Source organism: Enterobacter cloacae complex sp. 394I7 (assembly GCF_057320345.1).
The window spans coordinates 2262192-2285241 of record NZ_JBXWCR010000001.1 but is presented as its reverse complement, the minus strand read 5'-3'; the positions used below and the strand labels follow the sequence as shown (position 1 = coordinate 2285241).

Annotated in this window: 18 protein-coding genes, 3 tRNA genes and 2 pseudogenes; 13 read left to right on the top strand and 10 right to left on the bottom strand. The window is 51.7% G+C overall.

Annotated features, from left to right (window positions below):
- The first annotated feature begins 15 nt into the window (after nt 1–15).
- The 3 genes from AC2FAP_RS11025 to AC2FAP_RS11015 all read left to right on the top strand — a co-directional run bounded on the left by AC2FAP_RS11025 (nt 16) and on the right by AC2FAP_RS11015 (nt 2613).
- A tRNA-Ala gene (locus tag AC2FAP_RS11025) sits at nt 16–91 on the top strand.
- A gap of 42 nt (nt 92–133) precedes the next feature.
- Nucleotides 134–209: transfer RNA gene (locus AC2FAP_RS11020), tRNA-Ala, on the top strand.
- Nucleotides 210–423: 214 nt separating this feature from the next.
- Nucleotides 424–2613, top strand: a complete 2190-nt coding sequence (locus AC2FAP_RS11015) for a sensor domain-containing phosphodiesterase (protein WP_025203504.1) — start codon at nt 424–426, stop codon at nt 2611–2613.
- A gap of 44 nt (nt 2614–2657) precedes the next feature.
- Here AC2FAP_RS11015 and AC2FAP_RS11010 read toward each other — a convergent pair whose 3' ends face one another.
- The gene (locus AC2FAP_RS11010; protein WP_014171069.1) at nt 2658–3845 is read right to left on the bottom strand and encodes a NupC/NupG family nucleoside CNT transporter; all 1188 of its coding nucleotides are present in this window, start codon (nt 3843–3845) and stop codon (nt 2658–2660) included.
- Between the two features lie 350 nt (nt 3846–4195).
- On the opposite strand from AC2FAP_RS11010, the gene AC2FAP_RS11005 reads away from it, so the two are divergent.
- Entirely contained in the window at nt 4196–5434 is a 1239-nt protein-coding gene (locus AC2FAP_RS11005) for an Nramp family divalent metal transporter (RefSeq protein ID WP_020883097.1), read from the top strand.
- Between the two features lie 61 nt (nt 5435–5495).
- Here the strand turns inward: AC2FAP_RS11005 and AC2FAP_RS11000 are convergent, their stop codons facing one another.
- Together AC2FAP_RS11000 and mgrA are read right to left on the bottom strand one after the other, a co-directional pair.
- A complete protein-coding gene (locus AC2FAP_RS11000) occupies nt 5496–5843 on the bottom strand; it encodes a DUF2502 domain-containing protein (RefSeq protein WP_047743015.1) in 348 nt (115 codons plus the stop codon).
- Between the two features lie 127 nt (nt 5844–5970).
- The gene (mgrA, locus tag AC2FAP_RS10995) at nt 5971–6969 is read right to left on the bottom strand and encodes an L-glyceraldehyde 3-phosphate reductase (protein ID WP_073396208.1); all 999 of its coding nucleotides are present in this window, start codon (nt 6967–6969) and stop codon (nt 5971–5973) included.
- Nucleotides 6970–7153: 184 nt separating this feature from the next.
- Between mgrA and ipdC the strand changes: the two genes are divergently transcribed.
- Nucleotides 7154–8812: an indolepyruvate decarboxylase gene (ipdC, locus tag AC2FAP_RS10990; protein ID WP_449541437.1), complete on the top strand. Its 1659-nt coding sequence runs from the start codon at nt 7154–7156 to the stop codon at nt 8810–8812.
- Here ipdC and AC2FAP_RS10985 read toward each other — a convergent pair whose 3' ends face one another.
- Nucleotides 8813–10048 carry an ion channel protein gene (locus AC2FAP_RS10985; RefSeq protein ID WP_020883101.1) on the bottom strand — a complete coding sequence of 412 codons (1236 nt, stop codon included), beginning with the start codon at nt 10046–10048 and terminating at the stop codon, nt 8813–8815. It abuts the gene before it with no gap.
- Between the two features lie 205 nt (nt 10049–10253).
- On the opposite strand from AC2FAP_RS10985, the gene glk reads away from it, so the two are divergent.
- Nucleotides 10254–11219 (top strand): glucokinase, encoded by a 966-nt coding sequence (glk, locus tag AC2FAP_RS10980; protein WP_020883102.1) that lies wholly within the window; start codon nt 10254–10256, stop codon nt 11217–11219.
- A 32-nt stretch (nt 11220–11251) separates the two neighbouring features.
- On the opposite strand, the gene AC2FAP_RS10975 is transcribed toward glk, so the two are convergent.
- Together AC2FAP_RS10975 and AC2FAP_RS10970 are read right to left on the bottom strand one after the other, a co-directional pair.
- The gene (locus tag AC2FAP_RS10975) at nt 11252–11983 is read right to left on the bottom strand and encodes a LytR/AlgR family response regulator transcription factor (RefSeq protein ID WP_020883103.1); all 732 of its coding nucleotides are present in this window, start codon (nt 11981–11983) and stop codon (nt 11252–11254) included.
- Between the two features lie 13 nt (nt 11984–11996).
- Nucleotides 11997–13694: a sensor histidine kinase gene (locus AC2FAP_RS10970; protein ID WP_025203510.1), complete on the bottom strand. Its 1698-nt coding sequence runs from the start codon at nt 13692–13694 to the stop codon at nt 11997–11999.
- Nucleotides 13695–14080: 386 nt separating this feature from the next.
- Between AC2FAP_RS10970 and alaC the strand changes: the two genes are divergently transcribed.
- A complete protein-coding gene (gene alaC / locus AC2FAP_RS10965) occupies nt 14081–15319 on the top strand; it encodes an alanine transaminase (RefSeq protein ID WP_063214683.1) in 1239 nt (412 codons plus the stop codon).
- Between the two features lie 52 nt (nt 15320–15371).
- On the opposite strand, the gene ypdK is transcribed toward alaC, so the two are convergent.
- The 3 genes from ypdK to AC2FAP_RS10950 all read right to left on the bottom strand — a co-directional run bounded on the left by ypdK (nt 15372) and on the right by AC2FAP_RS10950 (nt 17478).
- Nucleotides 15372–15443 carry a membrane protein YpdK gene (gene ypdK, locus AC2FAP_RS10960; protein ID WP_099458937.1) on the bottom strand — a complete coding sequence of 24 codons (72 nt, stop codon included), beginning with the start codon at nt 15441–15443 and terminating at the stop codon, nt 15372–15374.
- Between the two features lie 354 nt (nt 15444–15797).
- A complete protein-coding gene (gene lpxP, locus AC2FAP_RS10955) occupies nt 15798–16718 on the bottom strand; it encodes a kdo(2)-lipid IV(A) palmitoleoyltransferase (protein WP_025203512.1) in 921 nt (306 codons plus the stop codon).
- Nucleotides 16719–17001: 283 nt separating this feature from the next.
- A complete protein-coding gene (locus AC2FAP_RS10950; protein WP_032678645.1) occupies nt 17002–17478 on the bottom strand; it encodes a WbuC family cupin fold metalloprotein in 477 nt (158 codons plus the stop codon).
- Nucleotides 17479–17651: 173 nt separating this feature from the next.
- On the opposite strand from AC2FAP_RS10950, the gene AC2FAP_RS10945 reads away from it, so the two are divergent.
- The 6 genes and pseudogenes from AC2FAP_RS10945 to AC2FAP_RS10920 all read left to right on the top strand — a co-directional run bounded on the left by AC2FAP_RS10945 (nt 17652) and on the right by AC2FAP_RS10920 (nt 22624).
- A complete protein-coding gene (locus AC2FAP_RS10945; RefSeq protein ID WP_416436377.1) occupies nt 17652–18320 on the top strand; it encodes an ECs1377 family protein in 669 nt (222 codons plus the stop codon).
- Between the two features lie 856 nt (nt 18321–19176).
- Complete coding sequence (gene tssB / locus AC2FAP_RS10940) at nt 19177–19677, top strand: type VI secretion system contractile sheath small subunit (RefSeq protein ID WP_163304563.1); 501 nt, start codon at nt 19177–19179, stop codon at nt 19675–19677.
- 33 nt (nt 19678–19710) lie between these two features.
- Nucleotides 19711–20541: pseudogene (gene tssC / locus AC2FAP_RS10935) on the top strand (type VI secretion system contractile sheath large subunit); the annotation flags it as partial.
- Nucleotides 20531–20680: pseudogene (locus AC2FAP_RS10930) on the top strand (type VI secretion system lipoprotein TssJ); the annotation flags it as partial. The pseudogenes tssC and AC2FAP_RS10930, both read left to right, overlap by 11 nt.
- Nucleotides 20673–21125, top strand: coding sequence for a type VI secretion system baseplate subunit TssE (tssE, locus tag AC2FAP_RS10925; RefSeq protein ID WP_032678625.1), 453 nt, complete (start codon nt 20673–20675; stop codon nt 21123–21125). The pseudogene AC2FAP_RS10930 and the gene tssE, both read left to right, overlap by 8 nt.
- A 107-nt stretch (nt 21126–21232) precedes the next feature.
- Nucleotides 21233–22624 (top strand): VasL domain-containing protein, encoded by a 1392-nt coding sequence (locus AC2FAP_RS10920; protein WP_449541808.1) that lies wholly within the window; start codon nt 21233–21235, stop codon nt 22622–22624.
- A gap of 308 nt (nt 22625–22932) precedes the next feature.
- On the opposite strand, the gene AC2FAP_RS10915 is transcribed toward AC2FAP_RS10920, so the two are convergent.
- A tRNA-Arg gene (locus tag AC2FAP_RS10915) sits at nt 22933–23007 on the bottom strand.
- Nucleotides 23008–23050 lie beyond the last annotated feature (43 nt).

Genomic DNA, 23050 nt, shown 5'->3' with positions numbered 1-23050 from the left:
GTAAAGTCAACATGTGGGGCTATAGCTCAGCTGGGAGAGCGCTTGCATGGCATGCAAGAGGTCAGCGGTTCGATCCCGCTTAGCTCCACCACACTCTGAACCCAACAGAGTGCGGTCAGTAAAGTCAACATGTGGGGCTATAGCTCAGCTGGGAGAGCGCTTGCATGGCATGCAAGAGGTCAGCGGTTCGATCCCGCTTAGCTCCACCAAAATTTGAACCCTCGTCGAAAGACGGGGGTTTTTTTTATGCTTTTGTAAAACTCTTCACCCTAATTTGTTGCTGAAATAGAGGTATTTTTGTACCTCACCTCAATCAAAATCAATAAAGCGGTCTATAAATAGACTTCAACTTGATTCGCGCAATTAATAAACCTATTATCCATCCGGTCAATGATACGAATGGAAAATAGATTATCTAACTTAATGAATAGAAAAACTTACAATAATGTAAAGATATTTATAACTGCCCTCGCGCTTTGCCTGGTTGCGGTGCCATTCTCCCGTTATATCTCTCCGCGCGCTGTTGTTAATGGTCATGACGTATATTTAGCATGGCTGCCTTTAAGCGTAATGCTGGCGGTTATTCTGGTATTTGGGCGTCGGGCGGTTATTCCTGTTCTGTTAAGTTTTACTATCACTAATATATTCAGCATTGATTTAGCACCGCTACAATATTCAGTTTTATTGTTCTGTCAGACGTTCTCGGTGTTTGCGGGGTGCGGCATCCTCAGGATCATACTGGGCAAGCGCTGGCGCTACTGCGTGCCGAACAAGCATATTGGGTTACGGATATTTTGGCTCGGCTTTATGGTACCGATAGGCATAAAAGTGTCGATGTACCTGGCAGGTTATTTGTTCCATTTCCCGGTTACTATCTCAACCTTCTTCGGTGAAGGTACCGCAATTTATAACGTAGTCGATATACAAAGTCTGATCTGCGCGGCGTTGATATTTACCATGATGTTCTATTACCCGTTAAGAATGATAATTAATCCACGTTATGCCATCACCTTCTGGCGACGCAGTGTGAAGCCCGTGTTTTTTCAAAAGAAATCGCTATATATATTAGTCTGGCTGATGCTTTTAATCGTCATCCTCGCAATTTTATGTGCTCCTTTTGAGTCACCTATTATTGCGGGCTATTTAATGCCAGTGATTTTTATTCTCTTTACGTTAGGGATCAGTCGCCTGAGCTACGCGCTCATTTCTCTTTTCTGGGCGGCATCCGCACTTCTGCTGTTGACCTATAACTATAATTTCCTCAATGGCGTGGAGTCAGGCCATTCGCTCTCCTTTATTTTGTCTGTCCTTATCTCTTTCGCCATCTGTTTGCTCTACATGTCGCGGATTTATCAGCGCAGCGAGTGGCTGAAGCAGGACTGGCAGGACAGGGCGCTAACCGATCCGCTGACCGGTTTACCGAACATTCGTGCACTGGAAGATTTTTTGCAGGACCACCCTGATGCCAAAGTGTGCTGTCTGCGAATGGACAACCTCGAGTTCTTGAGTCGTCACTACGGCATTCTTATGCGGGTGCATTGCAAACGGATGGTGACCACCTCGCTGCAGCCATTTTTGCAAAAAGATGAGCGGCTTTTCCAGCTCCCGGGCAGCGAACTGGTGCTGGTATTGCTGGGGCCGGGAACCGCTGAGCGCCTGCAGCATATGGTCGATCAGCTGAACAGCCGTAAGATTGTCTGGAACAACACCGGGCTGGATATTGAATTTGGCGCTTCCTGGGGAATGGTTGAAAACGGTGAGAAGTTACACCATACGCTGGGGCAGCTCAGCTGGCTGGCTGAGCAATCTTGCGGAGCGCATAATGTACTGGCGCTCACCAATAGCCTCGAGGTGGCATCAGGACAAACAACCGAGCGGGTTTTGATGTTAGCGCGCATTAAACATGCTCTGGATGCCGGACAGTTTCATTTATACGCCCAGCCAATCCAGAAGGCAGATGGTAGCGGGTATTACGAAATACTGACGCGCATGGAAAGCGAGGGCGAGATCATCACCCCAGACCGCTTTATACCGCTGATTGCCCAGTTTAACCTGAGCCACCGCTTCGACATGTGCGTGATGGAAAAATTACTGGTGTGGCTGCGCGATCATCCAGCGACGCATGCCGGAGTGCGTTTTTCTGTCAATCTGATGCCCCTGACGTTGATGCAAAAAGAGGTGGCCATCGAGATTTGCTCGCTCTTTGAACGCTATGGCGTAGCACCACAGGCGGTGGTGATTGAGATCACCGAAGAGCAGGCTTTCTCTAATTCGGGCAGCAGTATCAAAAACATTCAGCAGTTGCGGGACTGCGGTTTCCGGATCGCGATTGATGATTTCGGCACCGGATATGCCAACTACGAACGTCTCAGACGTCTGCAGGCGGACATTATCAAAATTGACGGGTGCTTTGTAAAAGATATCTGTACCGATGATATGGATGCGATGATCGTGCAGTCGATTTGCAACCTGGCGAAGACGAAATCACTGAGTGTGGTGGCCGAGTATGTTGAAACGCCGGAACAGCGGGAGAAGCTGCTTCACTTCGGGGTCGACTATCTGCAGGGTTACCTGATTGGTAAACCCAAACCGCTTAATGAACTACGGACATAAAAAAACCGGGAGCTGAGCTCCCGGTTTTTATTTCGCTGCAGGTGTTACAGTACCAGTGCCGCAATAGAGGCAGACAGTACGCTCACCAGCGTAGAACCGTAAACCAGCTTCAGACCGAAGCGAGAAACCACGTTACCCTGTTCTTCATTCAGACCTTTAATCGCACCGGCGATAATACCGATGGAAGAGAAGTTAGCGAAGGAGACCAGGAACACGGACAGGATGCCTTCCGCGCGTGGCGAGAGCGTGCTGGCAATTTTCTGCAGATCCATCATTGCAACGAATTCGTTAGAGACCAGTTTGGTCGCCATGATACTGCCTACCTGCAGCGCTTCATGTGCAGGAACACCCATCACCCAGGCAACCGGGTAGAAGATGTAGCCCAGAATGCCCTGGAAGGAGATACCCAGAACCGCTGCGAACAGGGCGTTCAGAGCAGAAATCAGGGCAATAAAGCCGATCAGCATCGCCGCAACGATAATCGCCACTTTGAAACCAGCCAGAATGTACTCACCCAGCATTTCGAAGAAGCTCTGACCTTCATGCAGATTTGCCATCTGCAGGTTCTCTTCGCCTTCGTCAACACGGTACGGGTTGATCAGAGAGAGAACGATAAAGGTACTGAACATGTTCAAGACCAGTGCGGCAACCACGTATTTAGGTTCCAGCATCGTCATATACGCACCCACGATAGACATGGAGACGGTAGACATTGCGGTGGCTGCCATGGTGTACATGCGGTTGCGGGACATCTTACCGAGGATGTCTTTATAGGCGATGAAGTTCTCAGACTGACCCAGGATCAGGGAGCTGACGGCGTTGAACGATTCCAGTTTACCCATGCCGTTAACTTTGGAGAGTACGGTACCAATGGCGCGGATAACGACAGGCAGAACACGAATGTGTTGCAGAATACCGATCAGCGCAGAGATGAAGACGATAGGGCACAGTACCTTCAGGAAGAAGAACGCCAGACCTTCGTCGTTCATTTTACCGAAGACAAAGTTCGTCCCTTCGTTGGCGAATCCGAGCAGTTTTTCGAACATTTCGGAGAAGCCTTTTACGAAGCCAAGCCCCACGTTGGAGTTCAGGAAGAACCACGCGAGCAAAACTTCAATAACGAGAAGCTGAACAACAAAGCGGATGCGGATTTTTTTACGGTCATGGCTGACCAGTAACGCAAGCGCAGTAACGACAACGAGTGCCAGGACAAAATGAAGGACGCGGTCCATATTTGCTCCAAATATGAGGCAGGTTTAATTTTCGTGCACATTCTATGTAACAAGCGAAAAGAAAACGAGATCAAGGACACACTATAGTTACATCCTGTGACGAGTCTCAAAATTAGTGATCCACAATACATTTTTGTTATGTTAGGTAAATGAGTGAAAAGTTAAGTTTGTGTGCTAGTCTTCACAAAAGCGTGCGCGATTGCAGGTTTTGTTAGATCGCCCCACCTTACCCGCCCGTCTATTGTTCAAAGCTATCAGAGAAATCACTATAAACTCACTAAATGATCTTGATAATCATTCTCATTTTGATAGCATTAAACATAGCAAAGGCTATATTTCCAGAGGCAGAAATGACAAACAGTCGCGTAGAGGGTAGCAGTGGCAGAGCAGCGCGCAAGTTGCGGTTCGCGTTAATGGGACCTGCGTTCATTGCTGCCATCGGCTATATCGATCCAGGTAACTTTGCGACCAATATTCAGGCCGGGGCCAGCTTCGGCTATAAGCTGCTCTGGGTGGTCGTGTGGGCTAACCTGATGGCCATGTTGATCCAGATGCTGTCCGCGAAGCTGGGGATTGCCACGGGCAAAAACCTGGCTGAACAAATTCGCGATCATTATCCGCGTCCGGCGGTATGGCTTTACTGGGTTCAGGCGGAAATTATCGCCATGGCAACCGACCTCGCCGAATTCATCGGGGCCGCGATTGGTTTTAAATTGATCCTCGGCGTCTCGCTGCTTCAGGGCGCGGTGCTCACCGGGATTGCCACCTTCCTGATCCTGATGCTGCAGCGTCGCGGTCAAAAACCGCTGGAAAAAGTTATCGGCGGGCTGCTGCTGTTTGTGGCGGCGGCCTATATCGTCGAGCTGATTTTCTCTCAGCCGAATCTGGCACAGCTCAGCAAAGGGATGATTATCCCGAGCCTGCCAACCTCTGAAGCGGTGTTCCTGGCTGCCGGGGTGCTGGGCGCAACCATCATGCCGCATGTCATTTACCTGCATTCCTCGCTGACACAGCACCTGCACGGAGGGACGCGCAAAGAGCGTTACTCTGCGACGAAATGGGATGTGGCGATCGCCATGACCATTGCCGGTTTTGTGAACCTGGCGATGATGGCGACTGCTGCTGCCGCTTTCCATTTCAACGGTCACACCGGTATTGCCGATCTCGACCAGGCATACCTTACGCTGGAACCGTTACTGAGCCACGCTGCTGCCACGATATTCGGGCTGAGCCTGGTGGCGGCCGGTCTCTCGTCAACGGTTGTGGGGACGCTGGCAGGGCAGGTGGTGATGCAGGGCTTTGTTCGTTTCCACATTCCGCTTTGGGTTCGTCGCTCCGTGACCATGCTGCCCTCCTTTGTTGTGATTCTGATGGGGCTGGATCCCACGAGAATTCTGGTCATGAGCCAGGTACTGCTGAGTTTTGGTATCGCGCTTGCACTGGTGCCGCTACTTATCTTTACCAGTGACAAAAGCCTGATGGGCGAACTGGTGAACAGCACGCTGGTGAAACGAACCGGTTGGGTCATTGTGGCGGTAGTGGTGTCGTTGAACCTGTGGCTCCTGGTCGGCACTGCTCTGGGGTTATAGCGTCGCGTTGAACCAAAGAAAAAGGAGCCGGGAGGCTCCTTTTTGCATTACTGATGACGCATTAGTGATGATGGCCGTGACCACCGCGTCCTCTGCCACCGTGACCCCAGCCACCGCGGCGGTCGTCACGATCGTTCCAGCCTTCACGGTAACCACGCTCATAGGCGTTGTTTTTGTACCAGCCGCGATGCAGGCCATTATCATGTCTGCGCCAGCGGTCGCCGCGCCACTCATAGTGACGGTTCCAGTAATCACGGTCGCGCCAGTAGCCACCGTCCCAGTATCTGCCGTAGTCGTCACGATCGCCAATTTGTAATTTAACTGATGGCAACAGGGTGATTTCGCCCGCAGTGGCGATCAGCGGGGCCGAAGCCAGTAATACCGCTGCAAGAATCAGTGACCTGAACATACTCTTTCTCCTTCACGATCGGGGCCTTTGTGGGGCCTGTTAACGCAATATTACGAGTTGGTAAAGGCTCGTTTCATCGCCTCAACTCCTAATTCATGAATGAGAGCACTTTTTGCTAAAAGTGATTTTATTTTGAGCTGTTCAGGATCCCATCAATGATTGCCAGTTCTTCCGCCGAGAAATGGCGGTTTTCCAGCATGGTCACGGCATCGTCAATCTGGGCAGTTTTACTGGCCCCAATCAGCACTGACGTTACCGACTCGTGGCGTAAAATCCAGGCCAGCGCCATCTGTGACAATTTCTGGCCGCGGCTTTCCGCCAGCGCGTTCAGTTGACGAACCTTCTCCAGCTTCTCTTTGGTGATCTGATCGGGGTTCAGGAACTTACTGCCGCTTGCCGCACGCGAGTCTGCAGGAATACCGTTCAGGTAGCGGTTAGTCAGCTGTCCCCCCGCCAGCGGCGAGAAGGGAATGCAGCCGACGCCTTTTTCCTGCAGCACGTCCAGCAGGCCTTCCTCTGGCGCACGTTCAAACATCGAATATTTCGGCTGGTGGATCAGACACGGCGTCCCAAGGTCGTTCAGGATATCGATAGCCTTGCGGGCCTGTTCTGCAGGGTAATTTGATAACCCGACGTAAAGGGCTTTTCCCTGGCGCACCACATGGTCAAGCGCTTTCATGGTTTCCAGCAGTGGCGTTTGTGGGTCAGGGCGGTGATGATAGAAGATATCCACATATTCCAGCCCCATACGCTTCAGGCTTTGATCCAGGCTGGCAACCAGATATTTGCGTGACCCCCAGTCGCCGTAGGGGCCATCCCACATGGTATAACCCGCTTTGGTCGAGATGATCAGCTCGTCGCGCCATGGCAGGAAATCTTCCTGCAAAATGCGACCGAAGTTACGTTCGGCTGAGCCGGGAGGAGGACCATAATTATTGGCAAGGTCGAAATGCGTAATACCCAGATCGAACGCGCGTTGTAAAAGTTGACGGCTGTTTTCGACAAGCGTGGCGTCGCCAAAATTGTGCCACAACCCGAGTGAGATAGCGGGCAACCTGAGTCCGCTTTGCCCGCAGCGGCGATACTGCATTGTCTGATAACGATTTTTGTCCGGCTGGTAACCCATTCTGATGCCCTCTGGCGCTGAAAGGAAAAATCAGTGTATACGTTTACATTTACATGAAAAAAAAGAGCATAGCGCAGCCTTTTTTGTAAAGCATTCTTTCCATGCCCTTCTTACGACCAATTCTGGACAGCCATCACGCTTCTTTAATACTCAAAGTGAGGTCAACGTCAGAAGGACACCTGTTATGCGAACCCCATACTGCGTCGCCGATTACCTGCTGGACCGTCTTACAGATTGTGGTGCCGATCATCTGTTTGGCGTGCCGGGCGACTATAACCTGCAGTTTCTCGACCACGTAATAGACAGCCCGGATATTTGTTGGGTGGGCTGTGCCAATGAGCTGAACGCATCCTATGCCGCTGACGGATACGCCCGATGTAAGGGCTTTGCCGCGCTACTGACCACATTCGGCGTTGGGGAGTTAAGTGCCATGAACGGCATTGCCGGCAGCTATGCCGAGCATGTCCCGGTTTTACATATTGTGGGGGCGCCGGGTACGGCGGCACAGCAAAGGGGAGAGTTGCTGCATCATACGTTGGGGGATGGGGAGTTCCGTCACTTTTATCATATGAGCGAGCCGATCACCGTCGCACAGGCGGTCCTTACCGAACAAAATGCCTGTTATGAAATCGACCGTGTGTTGACAACCATGCTTCGGGAACGCCGCCCCGGTTATCTGATGTTACCCGCCGATGTGGCAAAAAAAGCCGCCACGCCGCCTGTAAACGCTCTCACTCATAAGCAGGCTCATGCCGATAGCGCCTGCCTGAAAGCGTTCCGGGATGCTGCTGAGAACAAACTGGCGATGAGCAAACGTACCGCGCTGCTGGCCGACTTCCTTGTTCTGCGCCATGGCCTGAAACATGCGCTACAGAAGTGGGTGAAAGAGGTACCGATGGCCCATGCCACCATGCTGATGGGGAAAGGGATATTCGACGAGCGTCAGGTGGGTTTTTACGGCACATACAGTGGTTCAGCCAGCACTGGCGCGGTAAAAGAGGCGATTGAAGGGGCTGACACGGTATTGTGTGTTGGCACGCGTTTTACCGATACCCTGACGGCCGGGTTCACGCACCAGCTTACCCCGGCGCAGACCATTGAAGTTCAGCCGCATGCCGCACGCGTCGGGGATGTCTGGTTTACCGGCATCCCAATGAACCAGGCGATTGAGACGCTGGTCGAACTCTGCAAACAGCACGTGCATGCTGGCCTTATGTCGTCATCATCCGGCGCAATACCGTTCCCGCAGCCGGACGGTTCGCTTACCCAGGAGAATTTCTGGAGAACGTTGCAAACCTTTATTCGCCCGGGGGACATTATCCTTGCCGACCAGGGAACTTCGGCCTTCGGCGCGATTGATCTGCGTTTACCGGCTGATGTGAACTTTATCGTCCAGCCGCTGTGGGGCTCAATTGGTTACACGCTGGCGGCGGCGTTTGGTGCACAAACCGCATGCCCGAACCGGCGCGTGATTGTGCTGACGGGGGATGGCGCGGCCCAGCTCACCATTCAGGAACTAGGCTCGATGCTGCGTGATAAACAGCACCCCATTATTCTGGTGCTCAACAACGAAGGCTACACGGTTGAAAGGGCTATCCACGGGGCGGAGCAGCGGTATAACGACATTGCTTTATGGAACTGGACGCACATTCCACAGGCGTTGAGCCTCGATCCTCAGTCTGAGTGCTGGCGGGTCAGTGAAGCGGAACAGCTGGCGGACGTACTTGAAAAAGTGGCGCACCACGAGCGGCTCTCGTTGATTGAGGTGATGCTCCCGAAAGCGGATATCCCGCCGCTGCTCGGGGCGCTTACCAAAGCTCTGGAAGCGCGTAATAACGCCTGATTACTTGTCGTTTCGCCAGGCCATCATCATCGGTTTGCCCGCCAGCAGGAGCCAGGCGGGCAACATCACGATACAGAGCAGGGGGAAGAGCGTTGAATCTGGCACCACTACCGCCGCCATAAACAGGCTCAGCCACGCATCGCGCGTCACCACCAGCACCAGCCCCAGAATTGAGCAAGAGACCGTTATCGCTGCCGGCACCGCATCCACATGTTCATGCAGCATCAGCCCCAGCGCCACGCCGATAAACACCGCCGGGAAGATACGCCCACCGCGGAACCCACATGCTGCAGCCACCACCAGCGCCGCCAGTTTAACCAGCGCAAACAGCAGGTAATCAGACACGCTGAACACCTGGCTGAAAGCCAACTGCTGCATTTCATCAAGGCCTTTAAACAGCGTTACCGTTCCGCCGATAGCCCCTAATACGCCCAGCATCAGACCACCCGCCCCCAGAATCAGCACCGGGTGCTTCAGCCGGTGCATCAGACGGTGCAGGCGCGGAAGGCACCATACCGCAATCATCCCGAGTGCAATGGCGATCGCGACGACGATGGCACCGCTGAAAATATCGGCAATATGCATTTGACCGTAGTGGGGCAGAGAGAGTGAGAAATGAGGATGGAAAAAAAGACTGGTCGTGAGCGCGCCAGCCGCAGCGGCCATCAGCGGCGCAAAGAGTTTATCCCAGAGCGGGACGTCGTTATTGCTGGTAAGCGTCTGAGAAAAAATAAGGGCGGCGGCAACGGGCGTGCCGAAAAGCGCCCCGATGGTGCCTGCAGAGGCGAGGATGGTCCAGTCCAGCGCACCGACCCGGGGTAAAATGCGCGAACCGAGAAAGACCGCCATACCAATGTTTACCGCCATGATGGGATGTTCAGGACCAAGGCTGACACCGCCCGCCAGACCCAGGATCAACGCGATAATCAGCCCCGGCAGCGCCGAGGGGGGAACGGGCGCACCGATCAGTGGCTCAAGCGCCGGGTCCGGCCCGGCGTGCCCGGGGCTAAAGCGGATCACCAGACCCACCGCAACGCCGGTGAGCGTCAGCATCAACATGATCCATCCCGGCGAATCCACGCTGACGCCCAGTTGTGCAGGAAGCGCCGTCCATAACATCGCCTGCAACACCGACGCGACTTTCATCACGACAATGAGCACCAGACTTGAGGCAACGCCAATGATCAGCGCCGGTATTGCCAGTAAGAGCATGGTTCTGGCTCGCGGATGGAGCATGATGATTTCCTTGTACAAAACGCTATTACGTTACTTTGCACAATCAGCTTTATGGCAATAGTGCAAAAGGTGCTGAAACGGTAAAGTTATTCTGTGACGAAGATCGATAATCCACGGGCATTCACCTTCCGGTCGTTGTTGTTATCACGCCTTGAACTTACAGTGTCCCAAAGATTTATTCTGACTTTAGCGGAGCAGTAGAAGAATGACAAAGTATGCTTTGGTAGGCGATGTGGGCGGCACGAATGCTCGCCTTGCCTTATGCGATGTAAATAGCGGTGAAATTTCCCGGGCGAAAACTTATTCAGGGCTGGATTATCCAAGTCTTGAGGCCGTTGTTCGGGTCTATCTTGAAGAGCAACAGGTGAGCATCGAAGACGGATGTATCGCCATTGCCTGCCCGATTACCGGTGACTGGGTGGCGATGACCAACCATGTCTGGGCATTTTCCATCGCTGAGATGAAAAAAAACCTTGGTTTTGCGCATCTTGAAATCATCAATGACTTTACTGCCGTGTCCATGGCGATCCCGATGCTGAAGCCAGAGCATCTGATTCAGTTTGGCGGTACAGCGCCAGTAGAAGGTAAGCCGATTGCGGTCTACGGTGCCGGTACCGGTCTTGGCGTTTCACATCTGGTTCACGTCGACCAGCGCTGGGTAAGCCTGCCGGGTGAGGGCGGTCACGTGGACTTTGCGCCCAACAGCGAAGAAGAGGGCATTATCCTCGAAGAGCTGCGTGCTGAAATCGGCCACGTCTCCGCCGAGCGCGTGCTTTCCGGTCCGGGTCTGGTGAATCTGTACCGGGCGATTGTAAAATCAGACGGCCGTCTGCCGGAAAATCTGCAGCCAAAAGATGTGACCGAACGCGCGCTGGCGGACAGCTGCATCGACTGTCGCCGTGCGCTGTCGCTGTTCTGTGTGATCATGGGACGGTTTGGCGGCAACCTGGCGCTGACGCTGGGCACCTTCGGGGGAGTTTACATCGCGGGCGGGATCGTACCGCGTTTCCTCGACTTCTTTACTGCCTCAGGCTTTCGCGGTGCGTTTGAAGACAAAGGTCGCTTCAGAAGCTATGTGCAGGACATCCCTGTGTACCTGATTGTGCACGATAACCCTGGCCTGCTTGGCTCGGGCGCGCACCTGCGTCAGGTACTGGGTCAAATCCTCTGACGACTATCCCTCTCCTGCGGGAGAGGGGATTTTTACAGATGCATCAGCTGGCGGAACTCTTTCACCTTGCTGCGACTCACCGGGACCTGAAAATCAAGATCCTTCAGACGCAAAATATAGGTGTTGTTAAACCACGGTTCGATCTCGCGGATCTTGTTTAGATTGACGCAAAACGAACGGTGGCAGCGGAAAAAGTGCGCCGCCGGCAGTTTGTTGCAAAACTCGGTGATGTTCATTGCCATCACGTACGATTCACGCCGTGTATAGACAAACGTCATCTTCTCGTGCGCTTCGGCATAGTAGATATCGTCGATAGGCGTCACGATGATGCGTTCATCCTTGACCAGGTTTATGGTGTCGTTTTCACGTATCGCCGGGCTTGCGTTAGCAGGCGTGGCCTGTTGTTGCCATGCGGCTTCCAGCTTTCGCAGCATGCTGACAATACGCGATTCCTGGTAAGGCTTCAGAATATAGTCAAACGCTTCCAGTTCGAAGGCTTCTACGGCGTGCTCTTTCCAGGCGGTGACGAAAACAATAAACGGCTTATGGGCAAACTGATTAATATTTTGCGCCAGTAATACGCCGTCCAGTGATGGAATGTTGATATCCAGAAAAATGGCGTCGACCCGGTTATGCTGCAAAAACTTGAGTACGTCCAGACCATCCTCAAAGGTACCCACAATCTCCATCTGGCTGTGCGTTTTGATAAGCCAGCTCAGCTCCTGTTGAGCCAGAATTTCATCTTCCACGATGATGACTTTCATTGATTACTCCGGCCTATGGCAACAGTGATGTCGCCGCATGAACGGGGGAGCGTTCATTCGGGACGTAAAAAGCAATTTCGGTGCCGGGTTCGAGACGGTGAATGTGCAGTCCGTCGCCGAACAACAGCTTGACCCGATGGTGCACGTTCAGCAGTCCAATTTTATTGCCCGGCATTTCGTTAGACTCCACGCGCTCAATGACTTTTGGATCAATACCGTGGCCGGTATCGCGCACGGCAATGCGCACGCGGTTACCGCTTTCGGTTACGCTGATGGTGACCACGCCTTTACCTTTACACGGCTGAATGCCGTGAACAATCGCGTTTTCCACCAGCGGCTGGATCAGCAGGCTTGGGATCACACAGTTGACCTCTTCATCGATATCGTAAATCACCGTGAGCTTGTCACCAAAACGGGCCTGCTCAATCGCGATATAGTCCTTGATCTGATACAGCTCTTTTTTGATGTCGATCTGCTCATCATCGTTCAGTTCAATGTTGTAGCGCAGGTAGCGCGACAGATTGAATATAAGCTGACGCGCGGTGTCCGGATTCATCCGGATGGAGGACGAGATGGCGTTCAGCGCGTTAAACAGAAAATGAGGATTGATTTTGCTCTGAAGCGCGCGCAGTTCTGCCTTATTTGCCATCTCGCGCAGCTGTTCTGCACGGGAAACTTCCAACTGGGTAGAGATAATTTGCGACAGGCCGATGGCCATCTCCTGAAGCGTGGAGGTGATCTGGTGCGCGTGGCAGTAGTAGATTTTTAGTGTGCCCGTTACCACGCCTTTTTCCCACAGCGGAATCACCAGCATGGAGTGGATTTCCGGCGTTCGGTGAGCTTCATCATTGTTCTTAATGATGATTTTACCGTAGTTGATCGCCTGTCGGGTGGTGGGGCTAATGGTATCGTCATTATCGCGGTAATTGTGTTCCCCGACGCCGACGTAAGCCAGTACGTGGTCGTTATTGGTAATGGCGACCGCATCGGCATGAATATCGCGGCGGATTATATCGCAGACCTGACGTAACGACTCCGCGTTCACATGGCGGAAGAGTGGCAGCGTTTTGTTGGCGATATCCAGCGCCAGCTTCGCCTGACGCGCGGCACTGGCCTCTTTTTCTCCCTCAACGCTTTGTACCAGCAGCACGATAAAACCGATGCAGACGCTGCCGAGGATCATGGGAATACCGATTTTCGAAACGATATCCAGCCCCAGTGCGATAGTGGGGGCCCACACCACCACCAGGATCATGGTCAGCGTTTCGCACACCATGCCGGCGATGATCCCGGCGCGCCAGCGCTGCTTTTTCGGGATCTTGCGGTTAATCCATCCTGACAGTACCCCGGCAATAATACTGGTAATAAAACAGGGAATTGCCGTCACGCCACCGATATCAATCAGGTAACGGTGCGTACCGGCAATCAGTCCGGTGATGACGCCGACCCACGGGCCAAACAAAATCCCGCCGGACATGACGGCAATGATACGCACGTTAACCAGCGATCCCTCGACCGGCACGCCGGACCATGTGCTGAACAACGCGAACAGCGAGAAGATCGCGGTGACGGCCAGCAGCTCTTTTGGCGAGTGCGCAGACTTGTGCAAAAGCTCGCGGAACAGGCGAATGCGGATGAGGAAAAACAGGCAAATCAGCATTAATGCCGCACGGTCAAAAACCGCCAGCAGCATATTGAATATTTCGTGCACGAGTAGACCAGGGAAAACGGGAAAGAACCATGATAAAAAACCTGGCGCGTATTGACCAGCTATCCGTCAGGTTTATCAAATGGGGAAAAACCCTGTTTTGCAAAGGGGATTATCAGGAGAGGGCTGAAGTCTCCCGATTTTTTTGTGATAACGCCTGAGCAGGTAACGGTTTTGATATCATCGTGTTACACAACAGATATCAGAAAGAGGCTGTCACTTCGGACGCTTCCGCTTTTCAATGCAGCAGGGTTCCGATTTTAGCGCGCACTCTTTTTTTTCATTTCCCTCTCGACAGCATGATTTTTTTCAGGTTATTTTCTAAACATGCCACATCGGTGGCAGCGTCGCTCGGACGGTCCGGGCGCTAACGTTAATCTGAGGAATCTATGGCTGAATTCAGTCCTGAACGCCGTTTTACGCGTATCGATCGTCTCCCCCCTTATGTATTCAACATCACTGCTGAACTGAAAATGGCTGCGCGTCGGCGCGGCGAAGACATTATTGATTTCAGCATGGGTAACCCTGACGGCCCAACACCGACGCATATTGTTGAGAAATTATGTACGGTTGCTCAGCGTCCGGATACGCACGGCTACTCCACCTCTCGCGGTATTCCTCGATTACGTCGTGCAATTTCTCGCTGGTATCAGGATCGCTACCAGGTCGATATCGATCCTGAAAGCGAGGCGATTGTCACCATCGGCTCAAAAGAGGGTCTGGCGCACCTGATGCTGGCGACTCTGGATCATGGTGATACCGTACTGGTGCCCAATCCGAGCTACCCGATTCACATCTATGGCGCAGTGATTGCCGGAGCGCAGGTTCGCTCCGTACCACTGGTGGAAGGGGTCGATTTCTTTAACGAACTGGAACGTGCGATTCGTGAAAGCTATCCGAAACCTAAGATGATGATCCTCGGTTTTCCCTCGAACCCGACGGCGCAGTGCGTAGAGCTCGATTTCTTTGAAAAAGTGGTCGCCCTGGCCAAACGTTACGACGTGCTGGTGGTGCATGATTTAGCCTATGCCGATATTGTCTATGACGGCTGGAAAGCCCCTTCGATTATGCAGGTTCCTGGCGCACGCGATGTGGCGGTTGAGTTCTTTACGCTGTCGAAAAGCTATAACATGGCTGGCTGGCGCATCGGCTTTATGGTGGGCAACAAGACGCTGGTGAATGCCCTGGCGCGCATCAAGAGTTATCACGACTACGGTACCTTTACCCCGCTTCAGGTCGCGGCTATTGCAGCACTTGAAGGCGATCAGCAGTGTGTGCATGAGATTGCTGCGCAGTATAAGCGTCGCCGTGATGTGCTGGTCAAAGGGTTGCATGAAGCGGGCTGGATGGTGGACATGCCGAAAGCGTCCATGTACGTCTGGGCTAAAATTCCGGAGCCGTATGCGGCAATGGGATCGCTGGAGTTTGCCAAAAAGCTGCTGCAGGACGCGAAGGTATGTGTCTCGCCGGGCATTGGCTTTGGTGATTATGGCGACACCCATGTGCGATTCGCTCTGATTGAAAACAGTGACCGCATCCGCCAGGCGGTGAGGGGCATCAAGAGTATGTTCCGCGCCGACGGACTTCTCTCATCGAAAAGCGTCACCGAACATCACGCGTCATCATGACATAAAAAAACAGGAGCCATCGGCTCCTGTTTTTTTGACTGCATGTTCTTCACTAGATCATCAGGGCAAACGTTCCGGCCCAGACTAAAACAATCACCGAAATGCCCATAAAGAAATATTTCACGTTTCATCGCTCCGCGTATCTTGTGGTACGCATTTAAAAACAGAGTCCACCTGATTATAGAGAGCTGAAGTTGGCTTATAGCGGAAATAAGATTTTCCCCGTAATACCGCCGACTCCCGCTCAGAATTCTGTGCTTTCCTGTTGCCAGACGGCGCTAATGTACGCCTAAAAATGGGGGGTGACAAGAGGGATTTTTTTAAATAATTTCCGTCACTTACGGGTGTCGTGGAACGGCGACAGTTTGATTTCAGAACGCAATAAATTCACTTTGAGCGACGCAAAGAAAGACAGTACACAGCGTGATTACAGGTCATTGAAAAGGTTAGTTTCTTAACGAAACTAACCTTCTGGAATTTAGATATACAGCGAGGCTTCGCCAAGAGGGCGTGTTTTGAAACGGCGATGCATCCAGAGATATTGCTCAGGCGCACGCATGATTTCCATTTCGATAACTTTATTGATGAACGTAGCGGCTTCGCCTTCGTTTTCCGGATAGTTAGCCATCTCAGGGGAAATATGCAGGCGATAGCCTGATTTATCCGCTTTTCTGACCATCGTGACGGTCAACATGGAGGCACCGGAAAGACGTGAAATCACAAAGGTACCATTGGTCGTGGCGACATCTTTCACCGCAAAGAACGGAGCGAAGCTACTGCCTTTACGGCCATAATCCTGGTCCGGTGCGAACCAGACGGCCTCACCTTTTTTCAGTGCGCCAACCATGCCGCGCAGGTTGTTACGGCTGATCATCGCCTTATTCGAGCGCATACGACCACGTGTCTGCACCCATTCCATCACGGCGCTGTTGTGCGGACGGTAGGTTGCCATCATCGGCTGGCAAAGCCCCATGACGCGACCCCCCAGTTCCAGAGACATAAAGTGAACGCCGACCACCATCACGCCACGGTTTTGTAACTGGGCACGTTTCAGGTTATCCAGGCCTTCCACATCAAACCATTTACGAACACGTTCATCAGACCAGAACCATGCCATACCGGTTTCAAGCAGAGCCATGCCGATAGATTTAAAGTTTTCAGCAATCAGTTTTTCGCGCTGTTCCGCATTGTACTGTGGAAAGCAAAGTTCGAGATTTTTACGCGCAATAGACTCACGACGTTTAAGGAAGTGGCGCGATGCGCTGCCAAGCCTGGAGCCCAGAATGCGGATTACGGGATAAGGAAGCTGAACCAGTAACCAGAGCACGCCAAGACCAAACCATGTGAACCAGTAACGCGGGTGCAGAAACGCGCGTTTGAATTTGGATTGTGACAAAATAATGGGAACCTATATAAAGTCGGTGAAAGTCACGCATTGCGTAACCACGTACCTGTTAGACCGTAGTACAAGGTCATGGTTGCAGGCTTTACCGATCTTTACGGCGTTGCCTGGCCATTGCTGACGTTGGGTGGGCGGTATAATGTAGCACCCTTTATACGGTATGTGCTATTACTCGTGCTTGATTAAAAAAGCGGCAATTCGAAAGGTCTTTGATTTTTCTGTTTTTATAAACCAGAACAGATGCGCGACGGCATCTGTTTGGATATTTTGAAAGCAGTCGTTATGCTTTCCAGGCCGCATCGCCAGGCTGTACCTGTTTATACCATGCCATCAGCGCGGCTGTATCGGGCTCTCCCTCGGCGGGGGCCCAGGTAACGAAATCCTCATCAGCCACCGGTTGATAGCCACCGTGTTTAACTTCAAAAATAACGCCGCCATGATCCAGTGACAGCACGGCATGCCAGGTTCCCGCCTCCATCTCCAGCGCCATACACGCTTCACCTAATACGACGCGACGGGTGACGACGCCCTGGTCGTCAAAATTCAGCACGACAAAACGCCCGCGAAGGGGAAGTAACAGCTCAAAGGTATGCGGATGACGATGAGGGCGAACATAGGTGCCAGGTTCCATCGCGATGGCCAGTCGCTGAACCGGGTCGCTCAGTTCAGGATGAAAGTTACGATGCGCGCGTAAACGCGGGGCGTTAGCCGCCGCTTCACTTTGTTGCTTCAAATCGGAGAGCGTGATTTGTTTCATGGTGGTTGCCTAAAGAGAAGAGGGCCTGTGGAGCAAAGCAGTGGAATTGTAATACGGAATAACATAACCCGTATAAATGAGGGTTCAATCACTGCACATCACCTCTGGAGCATAATAACCTGTGCTGCTAAATTCTCTTTAGCGGCTAAAACGTGACTGACAGGGAAAAGCGGGTGACAGAGCAAATCGATTATCAGATTGAAAAATACAGATTTACCGAGGCGAATGAACCTCCGCGTCTTACCCGTCAGTGGGCCGACGTTTTAAGCGAGTGCAAGGCGATGCAGGCCGGGGCCGAGGCGCGTCTGCGTATTGCCCTGACCAATGTCGATTACGTTACCAGCTTTGAGCTGCCTTTCCGCCTGTTGCTCGTGCGGACTCCTCAGTTAATTGCCGGGTTGCGTGATGAACTGCAGCTCAGCCAGAAGAATGTCATTTTTAACGGGAAGCGGTTTGGCTGTGTCTGGAGCGTGAAGTCCGATTTGAGCGGTGTACCTGACGTTTTTCAATATCATCTGTCCACACGTATACGGCGAACGGAAGCGACACAATTGACCGCGGAACCTTTTCTGCAGATAGCCAAAGAAATTAAGCCCCCCACGGAACGTCTGAAGCGTGCTCTGTTAAGTGGTCTGGAGGTAACCGCGCTTGATGCGCTGTTCTGGTTTGGGATCCAGCGGATTGCTGCTGAGGTGTCGCGTCTGAGAAAGGCCGGAATGAGAATTACCACTGCGGAAAAACAGGTATTTGATAATCTTACCGGAACCACTCGCCTTGTGCCGGTGTATCGGCGCGCCGATGAGAGCATGGTGTCCTCTGCAGGAATGCAACGGCAGGAATGACCCTTTATTATGTAAAGTGAGAGCATGCTTTGGGTTACAGAGGGGGCCCGGTTAAGGGCGTGATGATATCTTTCAGGAAAGTTAAATCAACAACGTTGCACCAGACGGTGTTATACAGATTTCAAAACCAACTTTAATGACGTTGTGTCAGCGTCCTCCCCTCTGTATCCCTGGAACCTTGATTTTAGCAACAAGATAGGGTTGTTGTTCAAGGTTGTGCCCACTCCTCGATTGATGCCTGAAATTTACCTATCGCTGGCACTGGGATGTGGCATCGATAAAGTCCCCGTGATATTTACTTTTCTGATGAAAATAATAAAACTCATTTAAGTAAATAATAAAAAATGGTGAAGGCCTGTAAATGTCGCCAATTTTTTCACATAGGCAGGCATGTTCTGCCTTTCATTTTTGATAAAAGTACAAAATCAGATATTTCATGTCATTGATGAGATTTTATACAAAACCACCCCTAAATTAAATTGATCACTTGCTGTACACCCTTATTTCATAAGGGTTAAAGGGGTGTGCAAGAAAATTCTTATAAATCAGAAAGATGATCTTTGGTTGTTAAGATTTTTAGCGGCAACGTTTTGTTACATTTTTTGGTTTCCGATCGGGCAGGGAACGTTCCTACACTCCGGCTATTGGGTCTTATCCGAAATTTTTTCATTTCAGACAAATGCTCAAAAACACAATGTCGATATGCTGGTGAATGGAATGTGCCCGCTTTTAATTCCGGGGTTTTGATTTTCGTCCGATGACGTGAACCTGGAAGCTGTTCTGGCTGGGTTTGCCTTTCTTATTAATTTCTCACTGGCATTGACCGTTTTTATAACTCCATAAAACAGGGATAGCCATGTCTAACTCTTCTTTTCAGTCCGAAATACCCAAAGCACGTATTAATTTAAAGCTTGATTTGCATACGGGCGGAGCGAGCAAGAAAACTGAGCTCCCCCTGAAATTACTGGTGGCGGGAGACTTCAGTAATGGTCAGGAGAGTGCACCACTATCGGAGCGCAAAAAAGTTAATCTGAATAAAAACAACTTTGACTCTGTTCTTTCCGAATATTCCCCAATCGTAAATATTACCGTTAAAAACACGCTTGCTGGTGATGGCAGTGAAGACAACATCAATCTGACATTCCAGAGTATTAATGATTTCTCCCCGGAGCAGGTTTCGCGGCAAATACCTCAGCTGAAGGCCATGCTTTCCATGCGCAATTTGCTTCGCGATTTAAAAGCAAACCTGCTTGATAACCAGGCTTTCCGAAAAGAGCTGGAAAAAATTCTTCTCGATCCTGCATTAAGTGCAGAACTCAGAGCCGAACTCTCAGCCCTGGCCCCGAAACAGCCATAACGCCCATGTGCTTTTAACGGATTAATAAGGAATATGTTGATGTCTGTAAAAAATGAGAATGCCGCGGGTAACGAGAGTGTAGTGCTTGAACGTCCTGCAGCAGGTGGGGTATATGCGTCCCTGTTTGAAAAAATCAATCTTAACCCTGTCTCTGAGCTAAGTGCGCTTGATATCTGGCAGGATGCACAGGCGATGTCGGATGCAACAGCAGACGAACGTTTAACTGCCGGCATGAAGGTGTTCCTGGAATGTCTGACAAAAGCGGGCTCAAAAGTTGAGAAACTCGACAAAAACCTGATTGACCACCATATCGCGGAACTGGATTACCAGATCAGCCGTCAGCTTGATGCTGTTATGCATCATGAAGACTTTCAGGCAGTAGAAAGTCTGTGGCGCGGTGTGAAATCTCTTGTCGACAAAACCGATTTTCGCCAGAACGTGAAAGTTGAACTCCTGGATATGTCTAAAGAAGATTTGCGTCAGGACTTTGAAGACTGCCCGGAAATCGTCCAGAGCGGGCTGTATAAACATACATACATTGATGAGTATGATACCCCGGGTGGCGAGCCGATTGCTGCGCTGATTTCCGCTTACGAATTTGATGCGTCTGCCCAGGATGTAGCCCTGCTGCGCAACATCTCTAAAGTGTCTGCTGCTGCACATATGCCGTTTATCGGTTCTGCCGGCCCGAAATTCTTCCTGAAAGACAACATGGAGGATGTGGCGGCCATTAAAGATATCGGTAATTACTTTGACCGCGCTGAGTACATCAAGTGGAAATCCTTCCGCGAGACGGATGATTCCCGCTATATCGGTCTGGTCATGCCGCGTGTACTGGGGCGCCTGCCTTATGGTCCGGATAGCCGGGATGTTTATGTCACCGGATCAGGTGAACAATACCTGGCGCGTGGTACTGAGCCGCGATGACCTTGATCCGGATAAGGCCCGGGTGATTGAAGCGGACAATAACCGGCTGACCCTGCAGGCGCTGAAAGATGAGTGAGTCAGCCCGTCCTTCGTTGTATGAAACGCTCTACGGCAACTTTACCGGCAGCCTCGACCTGCATCAGGTCAGTGAGCAGAACCAGGTCATTCTGTCCGTACTCGACAACATGCAGCGTATTCTCAGCAGCCGTGCGGGCACGCTGGCGCATCTGCCGGACTATGGTTTGCCGGATATGGCAAAAATTCTGCAGGGCATGCCGGGCACTGCCCATGAGCTGATGGGCACCCTGTCGGCTGTTTTGCTCAAATATGAGCCTCGTCTGAAAAAAATAACGGTTGTCCTGCTGGAGCAGGACGTCCCGGGCGAAATGCGCTATGCCATTGATGCCGAACTCAAAGGTGTTGGTCTGGTGCGCTATGGCACCGAGTTTATGCCAGAAGGGCGGGTTCTCCTGCGACATCTTAAGCAACAGCATTATCTCGACACGACGACCCGCCTGTAAGATCAGACAGCCCGCGCAGGCTCCATCTGTCAGTAAAAGTCTGGCTGATATTGCAGAAACAATAACCTTCTATAGCTCCTCCTTATATGTCAAATGGACAACTGGTCATGCATGACATCACTCCACGTAAACTAAAAACCGGTGGCGATCCGCGCACGCTAGCGGATTATGCCACCCTGCGTGATGAACTGAGTAAGCTGACACATCCGGCTCGTCCGGATGTGAACTGGCATTATGTCGAAAAACTCTGCCTTTCACTGTTTGAGCAAAACGGTGTGGAGTTACAGACGGCGGCCTGGTACACGCTGGCACGGACGCAACTGGCCGGCTTATTCGGCCTCAATGAAGGCCTGGCGATACTGGATGCGCTGATAAGCCATCAGTGGGGGACACTGTGGCCGCAACCGGTACATGCCCGCATGGAAATCCTCAGCAGTCTGAACCAGCGTCTTCAGCAGCGGATGCGCTCGCTCCCGCTCAATTACAGCGACCTCAGACAACTGTATCGGGCTGAGCAACTGCTTGGCAGTCTGGGGGAGGTGCTTCAACGTCTGGAACTTAAGCATCTGAGCCAGCTCGATACGTTGCGTTCCCTGATGCACAACAGTGCTGTCCGGCTGGAAAACAGCAACGATACAACCGGTACCGGGTCGAATATTCAGTCTGGGATTGTCCTGCCTGCCACCGTAAAGAATGGTGCAGTAATATCAACAGGCTCTCATACCGGTAGTCTCTCTGAAGAGACCCCAGCGCCAGACAGCCCAGTGAAGTGGGTATTCGTTGCACAGCCAGAACACCACGCAAATGTGGAAGTACTGACGGCAATACCCACTCAGGTAAAAAAGTGGAAATCCTTCGCTGCCGGAATGTGTAGCATGCTGATAATAAGTACGGGCGCAGTGTGGAGCTGGCAATTTCTTCACCGGCCAGACCCGCTACAGACTCAGCTTGCTGCCTCACTGGCTCCGTTACCTGCACCTCTCGCGCCTGAAAAACTGGATATGTTGCGTCAGCAATCTCCGTCATCACAAACAATGATAGAACAAACACAGCAGCAGCTTGCCCGACTGGATAAATTGCCTCCTGACTGGAGTATTACTTACAGCCGAAAACTTACAGAACAGGCTCAGGTGCTGTGGCCGGAGCAAGCAAAACCCCTGATACAACAGTGGCTGCAACATCTTAATGCTGCCGCATTACCGGTAGAACAGCTCAATGGCTGGTATAAGGGGATGTCAACGCTACAAAAATTGAGTGACCGGCTGAACGGGCTTGATGAGCAGAAAGGCAAGTACATGACGGTCAGTGAACTGAAGTCCGTTGTATTTTCCGTCCGGCAGTCTTTTAACCAGTCCATTCCGGCTGAAGAGCAACTGCGTATCTTGTCAGAAAATCCTCCTGGTGTACCTTTACCTGCAGCTGCGAGGTCTCAGCTGGAGATGCATCTGAAACAACTGGCAGCCCGATACGCTGAAATAAAACGGAATTCACCAGAGTAAAATGGTGCTAAAAATTTTATGCGATTCAGTCTGTTGCCGAGATGACTGAGTGACCAGAGCGGACTTCAGATGCGGTAGGGGTGATGGTGGAGACGTCTGGAGTGCAAAGTGGTCGTATCTGACGCGATGAGCAACTTGATATTCTTAAAGCGGACTATCCCTGAGTAGGCACAGCTGTAACCATCAGGACCAAAAGAGCGATTGAAAAAGCGCGAGGTCGGTTGAGATCGGGTAGCAAGAGGAGAGAGTGTATCACTGTTTATAAGGGAGTTTTCTTGAGTCTGGTAGACATCAGGAGAGGGGGTATATGGTGTCCCCTGCAGGAATCGAACCTGCAACTAGCCCTTAGGAGGGGCTCGTTATATCCATTTAACTAAGGGGACAAGGCGGCACGAGTATAGCCTCATTTACACTTTGCGTTAAGCT

Bases quoted from the DNA above. Each gene is read 5' to 3' on its own strand.
- AC2FAP_RS11015 (WP_025203504.1), top strand. From the start codon at position 424: ATGAATAGAAAAACTTACAATAATGTAAAGATATTTATAACTGCCCTC.
- AC2FAP_RS11010 (WP_014171069.1), bottom strand. From the start codon at position 3,845: ATGGACCGCGTCCTTCATTTTGTCCTGGCACTCGTTGTCGTTACTGCG.
- AC2FAP_RS11005 (WP_020883097.1), top strand. From the start codon at position 4,196: ATGACAAACAGTCGCGTAGAGGGTAGCAGTGGCAGAGCAGCGCGCAAG.
- AC2FAP_RS11000 (WP_047743015.1), bottom strand. From the start codon at position 5,843: ATGTTCAGGTCACTGATTCTTGCAGCGGTATTACTGGCTTCGGCCCCG.
- mgrA (WP_073396208.1), bottom strand. From the start codon at position 6,969: ATGGGTTACCAGCCGGACAAAAATCGTTATCAGACAATGCAGTATCGC.
- ipdC (WP_449541437.1), top strand. From the start codon at position 7,154: ATGCGAACCCCATACTGCGTCGCCGATTACCTGCTGGACCGTCTTACA.
- AC2FAP_RS10985 (WP_020883101.1), bottom strand. From the start codon at position 10,048: ATGCTCCATCCGCGAGCCAGAACCATGCTCTTACTGGCAATACCGGCG.
- glk (WP_020883102.1), top strand. From the start codon at position 10,254: ATGACAAAGTATGCTTTGGTAGGCGATGTGGGCGGCACGAATGCTCGC.
- AC2FAP_RS10975 (WP_020883103.1), bottom strand. From the start codon at position 11,983: ATGAAAGTCATCATCGTGGAAGATGAAATTCTGGCTCAACAGGAGCTG.
- alaC (WP_063214683.1), top strand. From the start codon at position 14,081: ATGGCTGAATTCAGTCCTGAACGCCGTTTTACGCGTATCGATCGTCTC.
- AC2FAP_RS10950 (WP_032678645.1), bottom strand. From the start codon at position 17,478: ATGAAACAAATCACGCTCTCCGATTTGAAGCAACAAAGTGAAGCGGCG.
- tssB (WP_163304563.1), top strand. From the start codon at position 19,177: ATGTCTAACTCTTCTTTTCAGTCCGAAATACCCAAAGCACGTATTAAT.
- tssE (WP_032678625.1), top strand. From the start codon at position 20,673: ATGAGTGAGTCAGCCCGTCCTTCGTTGTATGAAACGCTCTACGGCAAC.
- AC2FAP_RS10920 (WP_449541808.1), top strand. From the start codon at position 21,233: ATGCATGACATCACTCCACGTAAACTAAAAACCGGTGGCGATCCGCGC.